Consider the following 22,916-nt stretch of genomic DNA (forward strand, 5'->3'; position numbering starts at 1 on the left):
TGCAGGAAGCATTATGTTACCAAGACTTAGCCAAACCCCGTCTATGAACCCCACAGTTGCTCGTTATCTAAAACAACTAGCACAGCGCGGTTTTACAGGGGATATAGAAACCCAATATGCCAGTCGTTTAGCGGTTGCTACAGATAACAGTGTTTACCAACAACTGCCTCAAGCAGTAGTGCATCCCAAAACACAGCACGACATAGAGTTGCTGACTACGTTGGGAAATGAGCCGGAATTTCATGCTATCCGTTTTTCTCCGAGAGGTGGCGGTACGGGCACTAACGGACAGTCATTAACGGAACATATCGTGGTGGACCTTTCGCGACATATGAACCAACTGATTGAACTCAATTTAGAGCAAGGTTGGGTGAGGGTCGAAACGGGCATGGTAAAAGATCAGCTAAATGATTTAGTCCGTGAACATGGCTACTTTTTCTCTCCAGAGTTGTCCACCAGTAACCGAGCAACTATTGGTGGCATGATCAATACCGATGCCTCGGGACAGGGATCATTGCGCTACGGTAAAACCTCGGATCATGTATTAGGACTTACAACTGTACTTGCTGATGGTTCAGTACTTGATACTGAACACTGGCAAGCGGTGAAAGGGGACACGTTTGCCGCTCGGGCCGTTCAACAAACCGAGCGTGTATGTCGAGAGTTTCGTCAGGCCATTGAAGAACGTTTTCCACCCTTGAATCGCTTCCTGACTGGCTACGATCTAAAAAATGCATTAACGGACGATGTGTTTTTACCTGAGCGGGTGCTATGTGGCTCTGAAGGTTCCCTAGGTTTTATTACGAAAGCTAAGCTCAATCTCACCAAAATTCCCAAAGCTCGCGTGTTAGTCAATGTAAAGTACGACAGTTTTGATTCGGCTCTTCGCTCGGCCCCTATGATGGTGGAAGCCAATGCAATGTCGGTGGAAACCATTGACTCTATTGTGCTTAATTTAGCCAAGCAAGATATTGTTTGGCATACCGTGAGTGATTTATTGACGGAAGTACCAGGGCAAGAACTGCTGGGAGTAAACCTTGTTGAGTACGCGGGAGATGATAGTGAGGAAATTAATGGTCAAGTTGATGCATTAACACAACGCCTTGAACGTATGATGGCCAATGAGCAAGGTGGCATCATCGGTTATCAAATATGCACAGATTTAGCCAGTATTGGTAAAATTTATGCGATGCGCAAAAAAGCGGTTGGTTTACTGGGGGCAATCAAAGGCGCGGCCAAGCCGATAGCCTTTGCCGAAGATACTTGTGTGCCTCCTGAGAATTTAGCGGATTTTATTGTGGAATTTCGTGCTCTCCTTGATGAGCATCATCTGCGTTATGGCATGTTTGGCCATGTGGATGCGGGAGTCCTTCATGTCAGACCGGCCCTTGATATGTGCGATCCAAAACAAGAAGCATTAATGCACCAAATATCCGATCAAGTTGTGGCTTTAGTGGCAAAATATGGCGGCTTGATGTGGGGAGAGCATGGCAAAGGTTTCCGCTCTGAATATGGACCTGAGTTTTTTGGTGAGCAGTTATTTGAGCAACTTCGGCATGTGAAAGGGGCTTTTGACCCACTCAATAAAATGAACCCAGGCAAAATATGTACGCCAGTGGAGTCCAACGATGAATTGGTGAAAGTCTCCGGCGTTAAGCGGGCACATTTTGACCGTCAAATCCCTGTTACTGTGCGCGATAGCTTTAATGGCGCTATGGAGTGTAATGGTAACGGGTTGTGCTTTAATTACGATGTGTCGTCGCCAATGTGTCCATCCATGAAGATTTTGGCTGATCGTCGCCATTCACCAAAAGGTCGCGCGGGGATTGTTCGAGAATGGTTACGACAACTTTCTGAGCAAGGCGTTGACATACTGGATCTTGAAAGCCAAACCCTAAAGGGTGCTTTGTCCATAAAATCTATGCTCGACAGAGTGACCAACCGCTTTAATAAACGTCATCATTATGATTTTTCTCATGAGGTCTATGAGGCGATGCAGGGCTGTTTAGCGTGTAAAGCGTGTGCCACACAATGCCCTATTAAAGTGGATGTGCCTAATTTTAGAGCCCGTTTTTTAAATTTGTATCACACGCGCTATCAGCGTCCAATGAAAGATTACTTTGTTGCTAACATTGAATCCTTGTTGCCATTAATGGCGTTATCGCCAAAATTAATTAATACCGTACTCGATGCACGTTGGGTGCAATCTGTGTTGGCATCAACCATAGGTTATGTGGATGCTCCTTTGCTGTCTTCACCGACCTTAAAACAGCGTTTAAAAAGTCAGCATATTGATAAATATGACTATCAAAAACTGGCTAAAATGAGCGATGAGCAAAAACAGCGCCACGTGATTATTGTTCAGGATCCGTTTACCAGTTATTACGATGCTAAAGTGGTAGATGACTTTGTTGCGCTACTAATAAAACTGAATTATATTCCCGTTTTACTGCCTTTTAAACCCAATGGTAAAGCGCAGCACATCAAAGGTTTCTTGAAACAATTTATGAGTACGGCGCAAAGTACGTCGCAGTTTTTAGCCCAAGTGGCTAAGTTAAACATACCTATGGTGGGGGTCGATCCTGCATTGGTGTTGTGTTACCGCGATGAATACCGTGAAACGCTGAAAAAAGATTGCCCAGATTTTACGGTGAATACAGTACACGAATGGCTGCTACCTCAGTTAGAACACTTTCCAAGCAAAACGTTAAGTGATGATGAACCTTGGTATTTGCTGGCGCACTGTACTGAGAAAACCATGTTGCCGAATGCAGAAAAAGAGTGGGGGAGTATTTTCAATCACTTTGGCGCATCTCTTACCTGTGTCCCAGTGGGTTGCTGTGGTATGGCTGGAACGTTTGGCCATGAGGCAGATAAACTGCAGTGGTCTAAAGATATTTACGCACTCAGTTGGAAACCGAGCCTTGCGCGTTTACCTAAAGAGCGTTGTATGGTGACGGGTTACTCTTGCCGAAGTCAGGTGAAAAGACTGGAAGGGGTAGTCGCTAAACACCCATTACAAGCTTTGTTGCAGGTGCTATAAAGCAAAAAAAGCGAGGTGATATCACCTCGCTTTTTTATTAATAACGTGTATTAATTCTTTACAGTATGATACTTATTGATTAGTGGCTTTTTAATCAATAACTTACATCTATTTGTTGAAGTTGTTTTTAGCCGCGTTAAATTTATCAACATAAGCCATCATGTCTTCTTCTACCCATGGGATAAGCCCACTGGCAATCATTCTTTTTGTACCGCGACCGATCACTTGACCTTCACCGGTAAACTCAAAGTTGAGTGTAACCACGCCTCGTTTACCCGTTACATCAAATGTGGCACTCGTTAATGCCACTGTCGGCTGCGTAATATCAAACCGTGAAAACTCTAATTTCATGCTTTCATAGATGATAAGAGGACGCTTGGTGTTGAACATCATTTGCTCTTGTTCCATCAAAGGCACCATGATGTGAGGGAAATTCATGCCAGAAAACTTGGCATAGCCACGAATAACATTCTCAATAAGCTCACTATTTTTGCAGTTTTCACCGTTGCGTTGCAGGCTGAGATATTGCTTTTCTTTAGTATCGACTACTGCGCTAGCTTCATCGCTTTCATGGCTAATATTGAGCTTTACGTTGTCTCCGACCATACCAGAGAAACTAAACTCCATGTTGTGGCTAATACCTTCTTTTTGCAGTAAAACCGCGAACAAAAGGTCGCCAGGAACGCAAAAGCGTTTGTGATCTTCATCGTGAATAGGATTAAAGTCACCGGCAATACCTTTAGCAAAATTGCTTGCTTGCTGGCGAGTAAAATAAAACGATAGACCGTCATTTATGAAGTAAGGGGATAAGAACATAATTATGCGTAAAGTCTTTGTTATTACCTGATATTGGTCGAAGTATACCAAAGAGGCAGGATTGAATGGTCTATCCAGTGTGTAACGGACATTTTGACAGTGTAACTAGACGTATCTGTGCGGTGCACAGACGTGCTTTTCCCATGGGGCTGTTTATTATGATTTAGGGGATATTGTTATTTAGAGGATATTGGTTACAATATACGGCTTGCTGTTAAGTAACCTCATTCACATCCAGTACTTGTGTAGGATTTATCAGCATCTCTTCGGCTCTTGTTTTCTTGGCATTGAATACAAGAATTTACTTAAACAAGTGTTGCTTCGTATGTAACACCACTGGAATAGGACTTAAAATGCCTGTAATTACTCTTCCTGACGGCAGTCAGCGTCAATTTGACAACCCTGTATCAACTCTTGATGTCGCCGCTTCTATCGGCCCAGGTCTTGCTAAAGCAACCATAGCTGGACGCGTGAATGGCGAACGTTTTGATGCTTGTGATCTGATTGAACAAGATGCAAGCCTTGAAATAATCACCGCAAAAGATGCCGTCGATGGCTTAGAAATTGTGCGCCACTCATGTGCTCACCTTCTTGGTCATGCAATTAAGCAGCTTTACCCTGAAGCTAAAATGGCGATTGGCCCAACTATCGATAACGGTTTTTACTACGACATCGATATGGAGCACCATCTTACGCAAGAAGATTTAGATAAAATCGAAAAGCGTATGAAAGAGTTGGCTAAAACAAAATATCAAGTTGTTAAAAAGAAAGTCAGCTGGCAGGAAGCTCGTGATGCTTTTGAAGCACGCGGAGAAACCTACAAGATTGAAATCTTGGATGAGAACGTTGCACGAGACGACCGTCCAGGCCTATATCACCATGAAGAATACGTCGACATGTGTCGTGGTCCACACGTACCGCACATGGGCTTTTGTCAGCACTTTACGCTATTGAATGTAGCCGGTGCCTACTGGCGTGGTAATAGTGATAACAAAATGCTGCAACGTATCTACGGCACAGCATTTCACGATAAGAAAGCACTGAAAGCGCATTTAACGCGTCTTGAAGAAGCGGCGAAGCGTGACCACCGTAAAATTGGTAAGCACTTGGACTTGTTCCACATGCAGCAAGAAGCACCGGGTATGGTGTTCTGGCATCACAATGGTTGGTCTATTTTCCGTGATCTAGAGAAATTTGTTCGTGAAAAACTGACCGAATACGATTACCAAGAAGTAAAAGGTCCTCTTATGATGGACCGTGTGCTTTGGGAACGTTCTGGTCACTGGGACAAATACGCAGATGCCATGTTTACCACAAGCTCTGAGAACCGTGAATACGCTATCAAGCCAATGAACTGTCCAGGGCATGTTCAGATCTTTAATCAAGGTTTGAAATCTTACCGTGATTTACCGCTGCGTATGGCAGAGTTCGGTTCATGTCACCGTAACGAACCATCAGGCGCATTACACGGCATTATGCGTGTACGTGGCTTTACTCAAGATGATGCTCATATCTTCTGTATGGAAAGCCAAATTCAAGATGAAGTGATTAGCTGCATCAAGATGGTGTACGATACATACCAAACCTTTGGTTTTGACAACATCGTAGTGAAACTGTCTACTCGCCCTGAAAAGCGTGTTGGTTCTGATGAAATCTGGGATGAATCAGAGAAAGCACTAGAGCAAGCACTTCAATCTATGGACATCGCATACGAGATCCAAGAGGGTGAAGGTGCGTTCTACGGACCGAAAATTGAATTTACTTTGTATGATTGTCTGGATCGTGCGTGGCAATGTGGTACAGTGCAACTCGATTTCAACTTACCGGGTCGTTTAGGCGCAACTTACGTCGGTGAAAACAACGAACGTTCCGTTCCTGTTATGATTCACCGTGCGATTTTGGGTTCATTAGAACGATTCATCGGTATTCTTATTGAAGAATACGCTGGGTTCTTCCCAACGTGGTTGGCACCGGAACAAGCGGTAATTTTGAATATTACGGACAAACAGTCAGAATATGTTCAAGAAATCGCACAAAAAATGCAAAAAAGTGGAATTAGAGCCAAAGCGGACTTGAGAAATGAGAAGATTGGCTTTAAAATCCGCGAACACACTTTAAAACGTGTACCGTACATGTTGGTGGTTGGTGACCAAGAAATGGAAGCTGGCGAAATCGCAGTACGTACTCGAAAGGGCAAGGACCTAGGCAAGTTCAAAGTGGATGATTTTATCTCATACATCCAAGCCGAGGTTTCAAGCCGTAAGCTCAATCTGGAGGAATAAGCTATTAAAGGCGGAAGACGTGGTCAACAACAACCGGCCAAACAAAACCAGCACCGTTTAAACGGTGAAATTCGAAGCGTACGTGAAGTTCGCTTAACAGGCGCTGACGGTGAGCCAGTTGGTATCGTTTCTTATCAAGAAGCGCAAACTGCAGCAGACGAAGCTGGTATGGATCTCGTAGAGATCAGCCCTAACGCCGAGCCACCAGTTTGTCGTGTGATGGACTATGGCAAGTTCCTCTTTGAAAAGAGCAAGGCTCTTAAAGAGCAGAAGAAGAAGCAAAAACAGATTCAGATTAAGGAAATAAAATTCCGACCTGGAACTGATATTGGAGACTATCAGGTAAAACTACGCAACCTGACCGGTTTCCTTGAAGACGGCAACAAAGTGAAGGTAACAATTCGCTTCCGTGGCCGCGAAATGGCTCACCAAAACATCGGTGTTGACGTTCTAAATCGTTTGAAAGCAGATACTGAAGAATTTGCAGTAGTTGAATCTTTCCCATCGAGAATAGAAGGTCGCCAGATGATAATGGTGTTAGCCCCTAAGAAGAAGTAATTAACGGCCTGCAAGTAATTGAACCTTGCTGCTTTAAGTGGCAGGGTTTTATTCGCCCTAATTACTATGTTATTAACAACTCAACAATGCGGAGTTATTCATCATGCCTAAGATGAAAAACAACAAAGGTGCAACTAAGCGTTTTAAGAAAACTGCTGGTGGTATCAAATTTAAGCACGCTGGTAAACGTCACATCTTGACTAAGCGTACTACTAAGAATAAACGTCAACTACGTCCAAACGCAATTCTTCCTAAATGTGAAGTAGCTCGCGTTTTACGTATGATGCCATACGCTTAATTCTTTTTAGTTATTTAATTCGTTTAGTTTAGGAGAGACATAATGCCTCGCGTAAAACGTGGTGTACAAGCTCGTGCACGTCATAAGAAAGTTCTAAAACAAGCTAAAGGTTACTATGGAGCACGTTCACGTGTATTCCGCGTAGCTTTCCAAGCAATTACTAAAGCTGGTCAATACGCATACCGTGACCGTCGCAATAAAAAGCGTCAGTTCCGTCAACTATGGATCGCTCGTATCAATGCTGCATCTCGTCAAAATGGTCTATCTTACAGCCGTTTCATCAATGGCCTTAAGAAAGCATCTATCGAGATTGACCGTAAAATCCTTGCGGATATCGCGGTATTCGACAAAGCTGCATTTGCAGTTCTAGTTGAAAAAGCAAAAGCTGCTCTATAATTTAGAACGTTAAAGCTTATCTTTAAAGGAGACCTTAGGGTCTCCTTTTTTATTGCTCATTATATAATTGTTAGGAGCTAGAGTTTTTTCAGCATCCAAACATCACACCTATTGTGAACAGTATCTTCTAATGGCTCTAGCAAATGCGTAAAACCAAGTTTTTCATACAGTTTTATGGCCGATGTCATATTAGAAAGAGTATCTAGATAGCACTCACTAAAGCCCTGTGTTTTGGCAAAACTGAGGCAATACGTGCTAAGTTTTTCCCCTAAACCCAAGCCTCTTGCCCCTTTGGTTAAGAATAGTTTTTTAAGCTCACAGGTAGTACTGCCTTTAGTAAACGGCGCAACCCCACAACCACCAATGACAACCCCATCTTTAAGCGCAATAAAGTAACAACTTTGATTTTGCTCAGTATAGAAAGCGCTCATATTATTAACCTCAGGGTCGGAGGGGCCATAACCTTCACCCACAGCGCCAAATTCAGCCCCTACAGATTTGATGATATTTCTAATATCAGCATCAAATTGAGGCTGGATAGGCATGATCTCAACTGACATACAAGACTCCGAATAAAAACCAAAACGAAAATTAAAGACAGAATACCACCACCACAAAACCTTACTAGCCAATTTAATTGTGGACACCCATAGTTAATCCCCCTCCATAGAATTTAATATGGACACCCATAGTTAATCGATCAGCGCCTAATTCATCCATGAGGCGATATAAATAGCGATTGAAGTTCAAAAAGTAAATTTAGACACCCAAATTTATCCACAACCAATCAAAGAGGGCATAGGAACAGAGAACAGCAATGACTTTCTAGAAGTATCTGAATTTGAAGGAATTAATTATTGTTACTTTAATTGAAAAATCAAGACACCCATAAATAACTACCATCATCACTAAAGGGTGATATAGAAAAAGTAGACAGAATGAGAACCTGGAAGTGACTGACATTTAAAATGTGTCAATTATGGTTACAGCAAAAATTAATGATGGGTGTCCACTTAAAAAAGGCTTAAAAAGTACTCACATAATTTATGTAGGTAGAAGGGGATTGATGAACAAAACGGGAGAATAGGGGGCTATTAACTACAGCACGAGATCAATCTAACTATGGGTGTCTTGATATTAGCGCGCGAGATAAACGATTTTAAGGTAGAAGGCGCATTACTTTACCACTGTCGGTGGTGATATAAAGGTAATCATCAGGAGAGATCTGGATATCACGAATTCTTTCATTTAGGTCTTCAAACAAGCGTTGCTCTTCGACTAGCTGGCCATTGTTAAAACCCACGACATTAATATGAGTAAGCTTTAATGCCCCAGCAAGTAGTTTCCCATTAAGGGCTGGGTAACGGTTACCTCTATAAAGAATAAGTGAAGATGGGGCGATGGAAGGAGTGTAAACTAACTGTGGCGCAGTGACGCCTTTTTTATATTCTGAGTCACCTACCTTTATTGGACCCCAATATTCCTTACCATGGGAGGTTTCAGCCCAACCATAGTTATGTCCTTTTACTATAAGGTTTATCTCATCACCACCACGTGGGCCGTGTTCAATTGCCCATAATTGTTGGCTATGATGATCAAAGGTAAGCCCTTGCGGGTTGCGGTGCCCATAACTCCAAATTTCTGCTAAGGCATTATTGTTTTTGATAAAAGGGTTATCTGTAGGCGTGGAACCATCTATATTTATTCGTAATATGCTACCAGCATGGGTGGATAAATCTTGACCATTATCACGTATACCTCGATCCCCAATGGAAAAATACAGCATATTGTTATCATCAAAAACAATGCGACTACCAAAATGGCGACTGGTGTCTGAATAGGATGAACTTGTGAATAGGGGACTAAAATTGCTGATTTTTCCTTGTGTATAGGTGGCCTTAGCCAATGTAGTGGTGGCACCTAAATGTGAACGTTGGCTGTAGGTAATAAACAACCGTGACTTATTTTGAGGATGAAAGGCGAGATCAAGCAATCCTCCTTGGCCTTTTGCGTATACGTCTGTGGGTTTAAATAATGGCGTGAATTTACCAGAATGAACATCGAGTTCCACAATCGCGCCATTTCTCTGACTCACTAAAGCGGTATGATTATTAACAAACTCAATAGACCAAGGCACCGATAAACCGGTTGCTACAGATTCTAACTGATAGGCAAAACCTGTCGAGCAAAACCCAAGCAGTGAACTGGCAAGAGTGCAAAGCGTTACCGGTGTTTTAAACGTCATTATCGTGTGCCCTTGGTTCAACCTAAGTAGGGTAGTTATTATATGAAACTTGGTTTTTGAAGTGATAATGGTTATCAATAAGTGTGATGTATCACTGAAGAAGTTTGCAGTGAGTTCACTGTTAGGTATTGAAAGTGACGGGCTAAAGGCGAACATTTACATAGAGATGAAGGGGTTCATTTGCTAAAAAATAACAGGATATGTCCATTGTTGCCTTGTATCTTAGCTTAGAATTAAGAAATCTTGAATTTACCTCTATTTAGGTTTGGCTTTGTGCTTGCCTTTTATTACTATGTGTAACTATTCAAAATACCCTAAATCCCGAAGGATACTGCCACTAGGCAGACGAGGAAATAATGCAACATCTACAAGAGATTATTGCTAACGCGACTGCTGCTATTGAAGAAGCGCAATCGTTAGTCGCACTGGATGAAGTGCGTGTTCAGTTCTTAGGTAAAAAAGGTGAGCTAACGCTTCAACTTCAAAGCCTAGGTAAATTACCACCCGAAGAACGCCGCAGTGCGGGTCAAGAGATCAACAAAGCGAAAGGTGCCGTTCAACAAGCTATTGCAGCCCGTAAAACAGGTCTACAAAAAGCAGAGTTGGAAGCAAAACTTGCTGCTGAAATGATCGATGTGACACTACCTGGCCGACGTATTGAGAACGGTGGTTTACACCCTGTAACTCGTACAATCGAGCGTATGGAACAGTTTTTCGGTGAACTTGGTTTTGCAACAGAATCAGGCCCAGAAATCGAAGATGCATTCCATAACTTCGATGCTTTGAACATTGCAGACGATCACCCAGCTCGTACCGATCACGATACGTTTTTCTTTAACCCTGACTTGATGCTTCGTACTCACACCTCTGGTGTGCAAATACGTAAGATGGAAAACGGAAAACCACCGTTTCGTTTTATCGCACCAGGTCGTGTTTATCGTAACGATTATGACCAAACTCATACTCCAATGTTCCATCAGATCGAAGGTCTGTTGGTTGATGAGAATGTAAACTTTGCGCAGCTGAAAGGCATTATTTCTGATTTCCTAGTTGCCTTCTTTGAAGAAGAAGTGGAAGTGCGTTTCCGTCCTTCTTACTTCCCGTTCACTGAACCGTCAGCGGAAGTCGACGTGAAACGTAAAGATGGTAAATGGTTAGAAGTTCTCGGTTGTGGCATGGTTCACCCGAATGTGCTTCGTTCTGTTGGTATCGATCCTGAACAGTACCAAGGCTTTGCATTTGGTATGGGCGTTGAACGCTTAACCATGCTTCGTTATGGCGTAACGGACTTGCGTGCGTTCTTTGAGAACGATCTTCGTTTCCTTAAACAGTTCAAGTAATCCAGGGACACAAATAGATGAAATTCAGTGAATCATGGCTTCGTCAGTGGGTTAACCCTGCGGTTACTACTGACGAACTAACACACCAAATCACAATGGCAGGTCTAGAGGTAGATGATGTTCTTCCTGTAGCGGGCGAATTTACCGGCGTTAAAGTAGGTAAAGTTGTTGAGTGTGGTCAGCACCCAGATGCTGACAAATTGCGCGTAACTAAAATAGATGTTGGCGCAGAAGAACTTCTTGATATCGTATGTGGCGCGCCTAACTGTCGCGAAGGACTTATTGTTGCCGTGGCAACTGTGGGTGCGGTTTTACCTGGCGATTTTAAAATTAAGAAAGCTAAATTGCGCGGTCAACCATCGCACGGCATGCTGTGTTCATTCACAGAGCTAGGGATTGATGTTGAATCTGACGGCATTATGGAATTACCAGAAACAGCGGTCGTTGGCTCTGATTTCCGTGAATTTTTAGGCCTAAACGATGTTACCGTTGATGTTGACTTAACCGCGAACCGCGCCGATTGCTTTAGCATCCGTGGTTTAGCTCGTGAAGTTGGCGTTCTTAACCGTGAAGCGGTAACAGAGCCTGAGTTTACCGCCGTGGTTGAAAGCATCACAGATACAGTGACGATTGACGTAAAAGCGCCACAAGCTTGTCCTCGTTACCTTGGTCGCGTGGTTAAGAATGTTAACATGAAAGCAAGCACTCCAATTTGGATGCAAGAAAACTTGCGTCGTTGTGGTGTGCGTTCCATCGACCCTGTTGTTGACATCACTAACTACGTGATGCTTGAACAAGGTCAACCAATGCATGCATTTGATCTAAGTAAGATCGAAGGTGGTATCGTTGTTCGTATGGCTGAACAAGATGAGAAACTGACTCTTCTTGATGGTAACGAAGCAAAACTAACACCAGACACATTGGTGATTGCTGATCACAACCAAGCGCTTGCTATTGCGGGTATATTTGGTGGTGAAAGCTCTGGCGTAACCACTGAAACCACTGACGTATTGCTAGAAAGTGCCTTTTTTGCACCTGATGCTATCCGTGGTCGTGCACGCGCTTACGGTCTACACACGGATTCATCAATGCGCTTTGAGCGTGGTGTTGATTTTGAACTGCAACATAAAGCAATGGAGCGTGCAACGCAGCTTGTGATTGAAATTTGTGGCGGTGAAGTGGCACCTATTGCTGGTGTTGAATCTGAGCAAGAGCTACCTAAAGCTAATACAGTGTCTCTACGTCGCTCTAAGCTTGATAGTCTTCTAGGCCATTCTATCTCTGATGCTGATGTTGTTGAGATCTTAGAACGTCTTGGTTGCACCGTTGAAACAACGGACTTAGGTTGGAGCGCGGTTGCGCCAACATGGCGTTTTGATATTGCTATCGAAGAAGACCTAATTGAAGAAGTAGGTCGCATCTTTGGTTACAACAATATTCCAAATCAAGCGCCTTTAGCTGCTTTAACCATGAACGACCACAAAGAGGCGAATCAGCCACTTAAGCGTGTTCGTGATCTGCTGGTTGACCGCGGTTATCACGAAGCGGTCACGTACAGCTTTGTTGAGCCTGAGCAACAAAAATTAATCGAACCAAACATCGAACCATTGGTATTGCCATTCCCAATTTCTGCGGATATGTCAGCAATGCGTTTGCAATTGATTCAAGGTTTGCTAAACACAGTTGTTCACAACCAAAAACGTCAGCAACCTCGCGTTCGTTTATTTGAAACGGGATTACGCTTTATTCCTGATACCAATGCTGAAAATGGTATGCGTCAAGAGCCAATGCTCGCCGGTATCATTGCGGGTACTCGTAGTGAAGATCATTGGGATATTGAAACCAATACAGTTGATTTCTTTGACCTTAAAGGTGACTTAGAGGCGGTTCTTGAGCTTACTTGTAATGACAAAGCTTATAGTTTTGCTGCAACTAAGCACCCAGCGCTTCACCCAGGACAAGCTGCTGCCATTATCTTTGATGGTAAAGAAATTGGTGTCATTGGTACCGTTCACCCAGAGTTAGAGCGCAAGTTTGGTCTTAATGGCCGTACTATTGTTTTTGAACTTGAGTGGGCTGCTATTGCAACTCGCGTTCTTCCTGAAGCGGTAGTAGTATCTAAGTTCCCAGCAAACCGTCGCGATATCGCGCTAGTTGTTGATGAAGCGGTTGCTTCTGGAGACGTAGTAGCTGCATGTCTTGCGAACGGTGGCGAGTTAATGAGAGACGCTAAACTGTTTGATGTTTACCAAGGACAAGGCGTTGAGGAAGGCAAGAAGAGCCTTGCCATCGCACTGACTTTACAATCGGTTGAACGTACGCTTGAAGAAGCGGACATTGCTGGCGCTGTTGAAGCGACAGTCAGTGCAGTTTCAGAGAAGTTTGGCGCAGTATTGCGTGACTAGTTTATCACTAGTCATGAGTGTGCATAACACTAGATGAAATAGGGAGCCTAATGGCTCCCTTTTTTTATCTATCTTCTGCAAAATACGCTAGAATGCACCCATTATTTAAGTCTGAGCCAAATTATCTATGACCAATGCCACAACCCTTAACAGCTTTGCTGATCTTGCGTTAATTAAACCTCTTTTAGCACGCTTAGAAGAGCTGGAGTATCAACAACCTACACCTATTCAAGCGCAAATCATTCCTAGCGTACTTGCGGGTCGTGACGTCATTGCTGGCGCTAATACTGGATCAGGTAAAACCGCCGCATTTGCATTGCCTATGCTACAAGAGTTGTTCACTAAGCATGATTTGGTGAAATCTAGCGCCAGCAAGGGCAATTATGTTTCTGGTTTGATATTGGTGCCAACACGAGAGTTGGCAAAACAGGTTGCCGATAACGTTAAGTCCTATGCGGTTCACTTTAACGGTGAGATCAAAACTGTCGCTGTGTTTGGTGGTGTATCGACCAATGCACAAATGCAAACACTGCGTGGTGGCACAGATATATTAGTGGCAACACCAGGTCGTCTACTTGATCTTATTTCTAGTAATGCAATTAAGTTGGATAGAGTGAAAACTTTAGTACTGGATGAAGCAGACCGTATGTTGAGCCTAGGTTTTACTGAAGAACTATCTGATCTTTTAGGGAAACTGCCTAAGCAAAAACAAACACTTTTGTTCTCAGCAACCTTTCCAGAACAAGTTCAGGTGCTGACTCAAGAACTGCTAAATGATCCGGTTGAAGTTCAACTGCAAAGCGATGATGAGAGCACTGTGGTCCAGCGCGTATTCAATGTTAACAAAGGTGAGAAGACTGCGGTATTAGCGCACTTGATCAAAAAGCATCAATGGCGACAAGCGTTAGTGTTTGTGAATGCTAAAAATAGCTGTGAACATTTAGCGGATAAACTGTATAAGCGTGGCATTGAAGCCGACGTATTCCATGGTGACAAAGGTCAGGGCTATCGTACTCGCATCCTTGATGCATTTAAGTCTGGTGAGATTGAAGTGCTTATCGCAACGGACATCGCCGCCCGTGGTCTAGATATTGAAAAACTGCCAGTAGTCATCAACTTCGACCTCCCAAGAAGCCCATCTGATTATATGCACCGCATTGGACGAAGTGGTCGTGCCGGTGAGGTTGGCTTAGCTTTATCATTGATAGATTACGAAGATCTGCACCATTTCAAAGTTATCGAAAAGAAAAACAAAATTCGCCTTGAACGTGAACAAGTGGCGGGTTTTGAGGTAGACGAAACCGTAACTCAAGAAATGATTGAAGCTAATAAACCAAAAGCGGCACCGGCAGGTACTGGCAAGAAAAAGCGTAAGAAAAAAGTGCAAGACGGCTCTAAGGACATTTGGTTAAGACATTCTTAATTAAAACTTATGAGTGTCAGACCGTTCTTTTTAAGTGAACTGGCTGGCACTTTTTTATGATTCATACTGTAGAGATAAGGAAGCGAACATGAGCGGCACTCAAAGATCCAACATACGCAAAGGGCTTGAAGTGAACATTGTCCTTAAAAAAGATCAACGCACAGGAACACTTACGTCAGGCGTAGTTAAAGATATTCTGACTAAGTCACCTAATCATCCGCACGGCATTAAAGTCCGCCTAGAAAGTGGCGATGTGGGGCGAGTAAAAGAGATAGTATAAGCTCACGTTTGAGCCTATCTCTGGGGGGAATGGTGAAACTACTCGGTCTTAGCCGTGCTTGAGCGGTTTAAATATCAGCCTTATGAATAGCTAGATGGTCGACTCGAACTCATTAATTTGTCTAACTGCTTCTGTTCCTTCTTTGGGTTGGTCATAGAAGCATTTAAGAGACATTTAAGTAGCCACCCACCTTTTAATTTCACCAAGTATGATATTCACAACTTATTTAGGCTAAATTTCGTAAATTTTCTGGCCACCCATTGTAAATAGCAGTTTTGAATTGAGAATGGCTTTTAATTTCTGACATAGATGTGGAAACGAATAGGGGAGAACGAAATGACAGTGAAAATAGTACCGTATGATGAGGGAATCAGCGTGTTCTAGACAGCAAGACCTACTCTAAATTTATTCGAGTGGATTAAGGTGGTTTAGATATTGTTATGTGCGACACTCAAGCTTTAAGATACTGGCAACAAAAAGAAAAATGTCGTCGTCGCTTTTCTAGATGCTCACAATAACAGGTTAGCTCATACAGTGTGCCTACAGGACCATGAAATAGCTTACCAAACTCAGTGGTCAGTTTGAGCCAGTTTGCATGAGGTATATCTATCCTCTCAAGTATATTCTCACAATGTTCACTTAAAGCTCCTTGTTTGTCATTGCGAATGATTCGTCCGGTTTCATCAAGTAGTTCGAGATAATCTGATAATGAAAAATTGATACCTTTAACTTGTTTTTGATGCTCATTACCAATAAAAGAAAGGAGAGATTTAGGTTGTTCACCTTTCAGTGCCTCTTGGATACGTAGTTGAATGCTAGTGTGGTTTGAATGTTCGATTGTATCCGACATTTTCGCTCTTATGGGGTTTAAATCGACGTAAGCCATACAGGTAAGTAAGGCTGCATTATCAAGCAAAGCTTGAGATTTAAAGCGACCTTCCCAGAAGCGTCCTGAGCAGTTATCCTCTTTATTGGCTTGCCTTGCAATTGGCTCATTGAGACACCTCATGAACCAACTTATGTCGCAAAGTCGACTTCTGTAAGTAGCGATAAAATGCTTTAATTGTGCTGTTTCATAGGTTTCAATGACATTACCGTTTGCGAAACGATGAGTTAAGTCATTTCCTTTAAATAGTTGATGCCAGTGCTCAATGACCTCTCTGTCTGACCAATCGTTTACAGTGTCGATATCAACTTTTAGCACGACATGCAAGTGATTAGACATCACCGCGAACGCTGCAATATCAATAGCAAACACTGTTGCGAGCTTCATTAGTAATGCTTCTACCCAGGCTCGCCGATGGTCATAGTTCTTGCCTGAAAGAGGATCATTTCCACAAAGGTAAGCTCGCCGAACAACACGACTACAGCAGTGGTAGTAAGGTGTGTCTTCGATACTAATCTGAGTTCTACGAGGGCGTGGCATAGTCTTCTCCAGATCGGGCAACTGTTATAAGTATAATCTAGGAAGGGAGAAAATGTGATTTATGATGGGTGGCTATATTGTTGACATTGTTGTGTAACATGCCTACCTAGCTTGAGTTGTCATGCTGAGGTTCAAGCTAGGAGCGCATATTGTTAATAGTATTAGTACTTTAACTATTTATTCACCTGGTGGGAATTATGGTCTAAATTAATCGCTTCTTGCTGGATAGATAAAATTCGAAGTGTAGCGTTAACATCTTTTTTTACATTTGATAGCCAGTTTTTTCGGCATATGGTTCTTTTCGAATACTTAAAACCATTATGACTAATTACTGCATTTTGTTCATCGAATTTAATTCGTACGCTACATTTATCTAAAGTCATTTGAAATGAATTTAATGTTTGATTTGTCACTTCCCATTGCCTTAGTGAAACCAACTCAAGAAGCTTTAACTTTGTATTGAGAAGGTTTGCCTTGACTGTAGGTAAGGGGACTTTGGCATATTCATACCAAGAAGGCGTTTGGTTAGTTTGCGCTTGGGCACTACATGCAATAAGGCACATAGCAAGTAATACAAGTTTTCTCATTAAGTAATATCCACAATGTAAGTTTATTTAATCTGCTAGATAATAACAGTAAACTTCCTGACAATATAATTAATCAGAATATTAGAAATCGGCATATATACTACATTCATAATAGTAAATACCATGGAATATGTTAACAATAGGATATTGCAATGAAAATAAGTCGTATTTATAAGGACTCAGTTTCATAGTTAAATACTCAAAACCATGAAATTACAATAATAAAGTAAACATGGCGTCGTTTGTGGTTTACCTTGGGTGTCCATATAAATATTATGGGTGTCTATATAAATATGGGTGTCTATATAAATAATGAGGGGTAGGTATGATTGATTTTAAAAATTCTTCAGTATTCAAACTGAAGCCTATTAAAGCTTCAGATATTCGAGAGGATTTTCATAAGTTTATAATTGAAGGTGAGTCCATTATTGCCGCTTTTAAGTCAGTACGTGATCAGGTGATTTTTACTAACAAGCGGGTGATTGCGGCAAATGTGCAGGGGATCACTGGCTCAAAGGTGGATTATACATCGTTGCCTTTTAGTAAAGTGAACGCTTTTTCAGTGGAATCATCTGGCACTTTCGATTTAGATTGTGAAATCGAGTTGTACTTAAGTGAAGTGGGTTGTGTACGATTTGAAATTCGTGGCTCATTTGATGTTGTGCAATTTAACCGCGTAATTAGCGAATATGTTCTAGCTTAAATGAGACAGAGCAAGTAGCTAGACCTTTTCACTGTTCTATCATGAATAGCTAGAAGGTCGGCTATCTTGCATAATTAGGTCCAGTTGCTTTTGAGCTTTGTTCGGGTTATTTAAATCGACTGCCTCAATCATTTCACACTCATCTCTTACCATTTCGCTGATCAAGCTAGGATAGTGACGACAATCTTCTGGTCTGTCTAAGTATATGCTACAGGTGTACTTCATAGGCGCTTGTGGGTTTTTGTTGGGCACAATATCAAGAAAAGGGCACTGGCTTAGCCTTTCTCCTGTTTTAGGGTCAAACCATATTTCGTTGCCGCTTACATACTCAAAGATATCGGGGTTAAACAGTTCCCATAGATCTATCTCATCCTGTGATACAGCCAAATCACCATTACCATATTTGATACAGCACTTGCCACATTGATTGCATTGTTTCATAAGTTACACATTGATGGTTGAGAAGAGTTTAATACTACCATCGCTGGACACTATATAGCGAAGTATCTTATGAGTCGCTAACATTTTTGCTTGTAGCACTGTTCAAAATACGGCGTGTCCTGAGGCTTTCTTGTGCAAGATGCCTGCACACATATTGACTGTAATAGGCATAAAATGAGTGTAGTGTATCTATTGTTTACTAGTATCGGTTTACTGGCGCCGTTAAGACATAAAATAAGAGGCAATAATGGATATTGTTCATGAAATTGATGTGACAAACCAACAGCATCAAGCCATCACAAAAGTGAGAAATCAAGCATTTCCAGAGCATCAAGTACCTCGCTCTTATTATAAGCAGTTACCGCATATGCGAGCCTTAGAATACAAAAATGGTGAGTTAATTGGCTATCTTGGGTTGGATTATCGAGTGATGAAGGTGGCGGATACTGTGTATACCGTGCTTGGCATCATCGATTTTTGTGTGGCAAAGCCATATCGTTCACAAGGTGTGGGATCAGCCATGCTTGCTGAGGTGGCAGCATTTGCCGAGAAGAAAAACGTCGACTTTATTACCCTTATTTCAGAGCATCATCAGTTTTATTGCGCACGAGGCTATCAGCAGGTTTCAGCCATCAACTCATGGTTGAGAGTGGATGAACATACCAACTATGGAGTGGCGGTAGAATTTCTCGACCAATTGTACGTCAAACCCATTAGTGGCCGAGAGTGGGAGTGTGGTCATGTCGAGTGGTTAGGGTATATGTATTAGCGTAGCCTTCTATAGCGCTAAAATAGAGTGACGACTCGAGTAGACCCAGTCTCACGCAGAATATATGAGTATCAAAAAGCGAGGTATAACAAAAACACCTCGCAGAGAGTTAAGGAGCGGAAATGAAGCCAACAGATATTGGGCTTGCCTATGATCAAATTACTGAGCGATGGAGTGACGAGCTATTTAATCGTAATAATGGTATCGCGCAACATGAAAGAGCCATTGCATTTAGCGAAAAAAGAGGCAAAGCGTTGGACATCGGATGCGGTTGTACCGGACGATTTATCCAATTATTGCAAGAGAAAGGTTTTCAGCCTTCAGGCATCGATGTGTCCACAAAAATGATCCAATTAGCCCGTCAGCGCCATCCTGATGTGAGGTTTATTCATGCTGATATTTGCGAATATGCATTGCCTGAAAAATACGATTTTATTACTGCTTGGGATAGTTTGTGGCATGTACCGTTAGCGCAACAAAGTCATGTCTTACGCAAAGTCGTGGCCAGTTTAAATAACGCAGGCTTGTTTATTTTCTCTTTTGGCGGAACCAAAGAGCCTGACGCACATACCAATCAAATTATGGGGCCGGAAGTGTATTATGCGTCATTAGGCATTAACGGGATTATCAAGTTGATGATGGATCTTGGCTGCATCATTCGCCATGTAGAGTATGACCAGTACCCCGAGATGCACACGTACATGATTGTCGAGAAACCCTAAGTGAGCCGATGCTAAAAGCCACTGATTAGTGGATGCAGAAAAGAGCGATACAGAGGCAAATGAGTTTGAAAATGTCACTGTTTTGCGGTCAATTGTGTGTGTAAAGAATAGTGTAATAGATTCATATCAAAAGCAAGTTTTGCAAAAGGTGGCGTTATTCAATGCATTTTCCGACACAACAAAGCTAGCGAAAGCATTACAATAACCCTCTGAATTAAATAAGAAAATGACACTTTTTATTAAACTTTTCCCTCAATAAAAACACCTTACTCGATAAAAATTAACGTAAATTTACTTGAATTTTCTAAGTATCTAATTCTTATAAATTTTTTACAAAAAAAGTTGGCGAAACTGAAAACCTTGTCATACACTTTCGATCGAGTCATCAATATGTAGTTGATTGTAGTGACAAATTTTAGGAGCTGTCGTTGGTTTCATTTTTAATGAAGCCTAGGGGTAAAAACTACTCCAGCGTAGCAATTAGTTCACCTAGCTTTGAGGAAAGTTTTATGGCGCTCACCAAGGCCGATTTGGCTGAAAACCTGTTTGAAAATCTTGGATATAGTAAACGGGATGCCAAGGAAACCGTGGAAGTTTTTTTCGAAGAAATTCGTAAATCACTTGAAAGTGGCGAACAGGTAAAACTGTCTGGATTCGGCAACTTTGATCTGAGAGACAAGAAAGAACGACCAGGTCGCAACCCGAAAACAGGCGAAGATATACCTATTTCCGCACGTCGTGTGGTCACATTTAGACCCGGACAAAAGCTGAAAGCTCGCGTTGAAGAGCTGAAGAAAGACGACATTAAATAGTCAATTTGCTATTTATAAGTCAATAAAAAAAAAGAGGTCTTAAGACCTCTTTTTAGTTTTTAACAAGCTAGAATGACCCGTTATTTAGAACGATTAGTATAATGGATATGGATTTTTTTGGCCGCTTCAAGGGCTGTATCCACCGCCAGTGTCGTATCCGTTGCGCGACTTAAAATGACCCCCAAACGACGGCGTCCATCAATATCAGGCTTACCAAAAAGACGGATCTGCGTATCGGCAGTACTGATAGCTTCGTCAATTCCCGTATATGACAAATTATTTGAGGTACCCTGACCAAGGATAACCGCAGACGCTGCAGGACCCACTTGTCGGATAGCATTGATTGGGTTGCCAGTGAAGGCACGAACATGCAAAGCAAACTCTGACATATCTTGAGAGATCATCGTTACCATACCTGTATCGTGTGGGCGTGGGGACACTTCGTTAAAGATAACTTTATCGCCCTTAATGAAGAGCTCTACACCAAATAGGCCATAACCCCCCAGCGCGTTAACAATCTGCTCAGCAACGTATTCAGCGGCTTTAATCGCCACTTCTGACATTTGTTGCGGTTGCCAAGATTCACGATAGTCGCCATCTTCTTGACGATGACCGATAGGAGCACAGAAGTGAACACCATCCACAGCACGCACCGTTAATAGGGTAATTTCGTAATCAAAATCAATAAAGCCTTCAACAATGACGCGTCCTTCACCACTGCGACCTCCATCTTGAGAATGTTCCCAAGCCTTAGCGACATCTTGCTCTGAGCGAATGACACTCTGACCTTTACCCGATGAGCTCATTACTGGCTTCACCACGCACGGCATGCCCACGGCCTCGACCGCTTGGCTAAATTGTGCAAAAGTATCGGCAAATTGATAGTTTGAGGTGTTAAGGCTCAGCTCTTCGGCAGCCAAGCGGCGAATGCCTTCTCTATCCATAGTCAGCTGGGTCGCACGTGCGTTAGGGACAATGGTAGTACCTTGTTTTTCCAACTCAACTAAAGTATCAGTGGCAATGGCTTCAATTTCAGGAACAATATAGTCAGGTTTTTCTTGAGCAACAATTTCAGATAGTCGTTGACCATCTAGCATATCAAGTACATAGCTACGGTGAGCCACTTGCATAGCCGGTGCATTTTGATAGCGATCACAGGCAATAACTTCAATACCCAAACGCTGACATTCAATAGCCACTTCTTTGCCTAATTCACCCGAACCTAGCAATAAAACTTTTGTTGCACCTGATGCTGTAGCCGTACCCAACATAACATTTCCTTAAGACGATAATTTTTTTTAAGGATCATACTGAAATTTTCGCAGGGCGCAATCGTTTGCATGGTGATATTGAGGATATTTTTGTAAGGACACCGCAACCAAGGTTGCAGTGCCAGTAAATCGTGCTTTAGCGGTGTTAAGGGGTGAGGGTAATGTAGCTTAGTGCAATGTCAGGATTGAGTGTATTAAGGGTGCTTTGCGTTTCAGCTAAATGAGAGCAAGAGGCATTATGGATCTCCGCAAGAGCGACGTCATTAATCTCAGAAAATGCCTTGCCTGCCATTTGCAATTGCACCAGAGCCACTTGCAAAGGAGGTAAACTGGGATTAAAAGCAGCGTTTTCTGCGTAGCGACCGGTAAATATCTGACCATCTACCGTTTGTATTGCCACGCCGCTGAGATTGTTCGTATAAGGAGCATGGCTTTTATTGAGTGCTTCAACCGCCTTTTGCTGTAAAGGGGGCTCTTTTGTCAGCGAATAGCCATGTTCTACAACGGACATTAATTTACTGGAAATCCCCAGATCTTCAGGGCCAAACGATTCAGGTAAGTAGTGCTGTAAGCTCTTTTGTGAACCTTGAGGCAGTTGAATCATTAACTCTTTGGCGCAGGTCAACTCATTCATAAATTGGCGACAATGGCCACAAGGGCTGAAGTTAATGGTGATGTCAGTAATACCCAGTTCACCTTTCATCCACGCATGACTGATCGCCGATTGCTCTGCGTGCACGGTTTGGCCTAATTGAGTGCTCGCTATTTCTAAGTTTGCCCCAAAATATAAAGCCCCAGACGCACCTTTAACGATAGCGCCCACGTGAAAATGAGAAATGGGTGCCACAGAAAATGCCGCAGCAAAAGGCAGTAAAGAGACTTTTAATTGTTGCGCTGTTTGCTCTGTTGCTTGTTGAAGTTGTAGAAACTGCGTTTCACTGAGGACTCCAGCAAAAGAGGGGTCATTAAAAATGCTTTTGAACACCTCAACTTGGGAGGAGGGAAGTTCATTGTACAGTGGGTTAAAGCGCTGACTCATTACCAATACCTATCCTAAAAATCATGTACATAGCATAGTGTAACTGATTAAGAATAGGGA

The 22,916-nt window shown here is 42.4% G+C and carries 21 protein-coding genes; 13 read left to right on the plus strand and 8 right to left on the minus strand.

Annotation, left to right across the window (positions count from 1 at the left end):
- Positions 1 to 13: 13 nt before the first annotated feature.
- Complete coding sequence (ydiJ, locus tag OCU56_RS05900; RefSeq protein WP_261874779.1) at positions 14 to 3,043, plus strand: D-2-hydroxyglutarate dehydrogenase YdiJ; 3,030 nt, start codon at positions 14 to 16, stop codon at positions 3,041 to 3,043.
- Positions 3,044 to 3,151: 108 nt separating this feature from the next.
- On the opposite strand, the gene OCU56_RS05905 is transcribed toward ydiJ, so the two are convergent.
- Complete coding sequence (locus OCU56_RS05905) at positions 3,152 to 3,859, minus strand: DUF3581 domain-containing protein (RefSeq protein WP_261874598.1); 708 nt, start codon at positions 3,857 to 3,859, stop codon at positions 3,152 to 3,154.
- Positions 3,860 to 4,212: 353 nt separating this feature from the next.
- On the opposite strand from OCU56_RS05905, the gene thrS reads away from it, so the two are divergent.
- From thrS to rplT, 4 genes are all read left to right on the plus strand, one after another.
- On the plus strand, positions 4,213 to 6,141 hold the full coding sequence (gene thrS / locus OCU56_RS05910) for a threonine--tRNA ligase (RefSeq protein WP_261874599.1): 1,929 nt from the start codon (positions 4,213 to 4,215) through the stop codon (positions 6,139 to 6,141).
- A 3-nt stretch (positions 6,142 to 6,144) separates the two neighbouring features.
- Entirely contained in the window at positions 6,145 to 6,699 is a 555-nt protein-coding gene (infC, locus tag OCU56_RS05915; RefSeq protein WP_261874780.1) for a translation initiation factor IF-3, read from the plus strand.
- Between the two features lie 103 nt (positions 6,700 to 6,802).
- Positions 6,803 to 6,997, plus strand: a complete 195-nt coding sequence (rpmI, locus tag OCU56_RS05920; RefSeq protein ID WP_068698818.1) for a 50S ribosomal protein L35 — start codon at positions 6,803 to 6,805, stop codon at positions 6,995 to 6,997.
- A gap of 42 nt (positions 6,998 to 7,039) precedes the next feature.
- Positions 7,040 to 7,393: a 50S ribosomal protein L20 gene (gene rplT, locus OCU56_RS05925; protein WP_068698820.1), complete on the plus strand. Its 354-nt coding sequence runs from the start codon at positions 7,040 to 7,042 to the stop codon at positions 7,391 to 7,393.
- A 77-nt stretch (positions 7,394 to 7,470) separates the two neighbouring features.
- Here the strand turns inward: rplT and OCU56_RS05930 are convergent, their stop codons facing one another.
- Together OCU56_RS05930 and OCU56_RS05935 are read right to left on the minus strand one after the other, a co-directional pair.
- Positions 7,471 to 7,953, minus strand: coding sequence for a GNAT family N-acetyltransferase (locus OCU56_RS05930; protein WP_261874600.1), 483 nt, complete (start codon positions 7,951 to 7,953; stop codon positions 7,471 to 7,473).
- A gap of 599 nt (positions 7,954 to 8,552) precedes the next feature.
- Positions 8,553 to 9,638, minus strand: coding sequence for a PQQ-dependent sugar dehydrogenase (locus tag OCU56_RS05935; RefSeq protein ID WP_261874601.1), 1,086 nt, complete (start codon positions 9,636 to 9,638; stop codon positions 8,553 to 8,555).
- 356 nt (positions 9,639 to 9,994) lie between these two features.
- On the opposite strand from OCU56_RS05935, the gene pheS reads away from it, so the two are divergent.
- The 4 genes from pheS to OCU56_RS05955 all read left to right on the plus strand — a co-directional run bounded on the left by pheS (position 9,995) and on the right by OCU56_RS05955 (position 15,086).
- Positions 9,995 to 10,978 (plus strand): phenylalanine--tRNA ligase subunit alpha, encoded by a 984-nt coding sequence (gene pheS, locus OCU56_RS05940; RefSeq protein ID WP_261874602.1) that lies wholly within the window; start codon positions 9,995 to 9,997, stop codon positions 10,976 to 10,978.
- A gap of 17 nt (positions 10,979 to 10,995) precedes the next feature.
- A complete protein-coding gene (gene pheT, locus OCU56_RS05945) occupies positions 10,996 to 13,383 on the plus strand; it encodes a phenylalanine--tRNA ligase subunit beta (RefSeq protein ID WP_261874603.1) in 2,388 nt (795 codons plus the stop codon).
- Between the two features lie 127 nt (positions 13,384 to 13,510).
- Complete coding sequence (locus OCU56_RS05950; RefSeq protein WP_261874604.1) at positions 13,511 to 14,806, plus strand: DEAD/DEAH box helicase; 1,296 nt, start codon at positions 13,511 to 13,513, stop codon at positions 14,804 to 14,806.
- An 88-nt stretch (positions 14,807 to 14,894) separates the two neighbouring features.
- Positions 14,895 to 15,086: a YwbE family protein gene (locus tag OCU56_RS05955; protein ID WP_021713190.1), complete on the plus strand. Its 192-nt coding sequence runs from the start codon at positions 14,895 to 14,897 to the stop codon at positions 15,084 to 15,086.
- A 451-nt stretch (positions 15,087 to 15,537) separates the two neighbouring features.
- On the opposite strand, the gene OCU56_RS05960 is transcribed toward OCU56_RS05955, so the two are convergent.
- Positions 15,538 to 16,512: a transposase gene (locus OCU56_RS05960; RefSeq protein ID WP_261874605.1), complete on the minus strand. Its 975-nt coding sequence runs from the start codon at positions 16,510 to 16,512 to the stop codon at positions 15,538 to 15,540.
- 173 nt (positions 16,513 to 16,685) lie between these two features.
- Positions 16,686 to 17,099: a hypothetical protein gene (locus OCU56_RS05965; RefSeq protein WP_261874606.1), complete on the minus strand. Its 414-nt coding sequence runs from the start codon at positions 17,097 to 17,099 to the stop codon at positions 16,686 to 16,688.
- A 325-nt stretch (positions 17,100 to 17,424) separates the two neighbouring features.
- On the opposite strand from OCU56_RS05965, the gene OCU56_RS05970 reads away from it, so the two are divergent.
- The gene (locus OCU56_RS05970) at positions 17,425 to 17,802 is read left to right on the plus strand and encodes a PH domain-containing protein (RefSeq protein WP_261874607.1); all 378 of its coding nucleotides are present in this window, start codon (positions 17,425 to 17,427) and stop codon (positions 17,800 to 17,802) included.
- A gap of 39 nt (positions 17,803 to 17,841) precedes the next feature.
- On the opposite strand, the gene OCU56_RS05975 is transcribed toward OCU56_RS05970, so the two are convergent.
- Entirely contained in the window at positions 17,842 to 18,243 is a 402-nt protein-coding gene (locus tag OCU56_RS05975) for a YkgJ family cysteine cluster protein (protein WP_261874608.1), read from the minus strand.
- A gap of 247 nt (positions 18,244 to 18,490) precedes the next feature.
- Between OCU56_RS05975 and OCU56_RS05980 the strand changes: the two genes are divergently transcribed.
- The 3 genes from OCU56_RS05980 (at position 18,491) to ihfA (ending at position 20,546) form a co-directional block, all read left to right on the plus strand.
- Positions 18,491 to 19,012 (plus strand): GNAT family N-acetyltransferase, encoded by a 522-nt coding sequence (locus OCU56_RS05980; protein ID WP_261874609.1) that lies wholly within the window; start codon positions 18,491 to 18,493, stop codon positions 19,010 to 19,012.
- Positions 19,013 to 19,134: 122 nt separating this feature from the next.
- Positions 19,135 to 19,734, plus strand: coding sequence for a class I SAM-dependent DNA methyltransferase (locus OCU56_RS05985; protein ID WP_261874610.1), 600 nt, complete (start codon positions 19,135 to 19,137; stop codon positions 19,732 to 19,734).
- Positions 19,735 to 20,243: 509 nt separating this feature from the next.
- A complete protein-coding gene (gene ihfA / locus OCU56_RS05990; RefSeq protein WP_261874781.1) occupies positions 20,244 to 20,546 on the plus strand; it encodes an integration host factor subunit alpha in 303 nt (100 codons plus the stop codon).
- An 80-nt stretch (positions 20,547 to 20,626) separates the two neighbouring features.
- Here ihfA and purT read toward each other — a convergent pair whose 3' ends face one another.
- Positions 20,627 to 21,817: a formate-dependent phosphoribosylglycinamide formyltransferase gene (gene purT, locus OCU56_RS05995; RefSeq protein WP_261874611.1), complete on the minus strand. Its 1,191-nt coding sequence runs from the start codon at positions 21,815 to 21,817 to the stop codon at positions 20,627 to 20,629.
- 145 nt (positions 21,818 to 21,962) lie between these two features.
- On the minus strand, positions 21,963 to 22,856 hold the full coding sequence (gene cdd, locus OCU56_RS06000) for a cytidine deaminase (protein WP_261874612.1): 894 nt from the start codon (positions 22,854 to 22,856) through the stop codon (positions 21,963 to 21,965).
- Positions 22,857 to 22,916: the final 60 nt, after the last annotated feature.

It is taken from the genome of Vibrio rarus, assembly GCF_024347075.1.
In the GTDB taxonomy this organism is placed as follows: Bacteria; Pseudomonadota; Gammaproteobacteria; order Enterobacterales; family Vibrionaceae; genus Vibrio; species Vibrio rarus.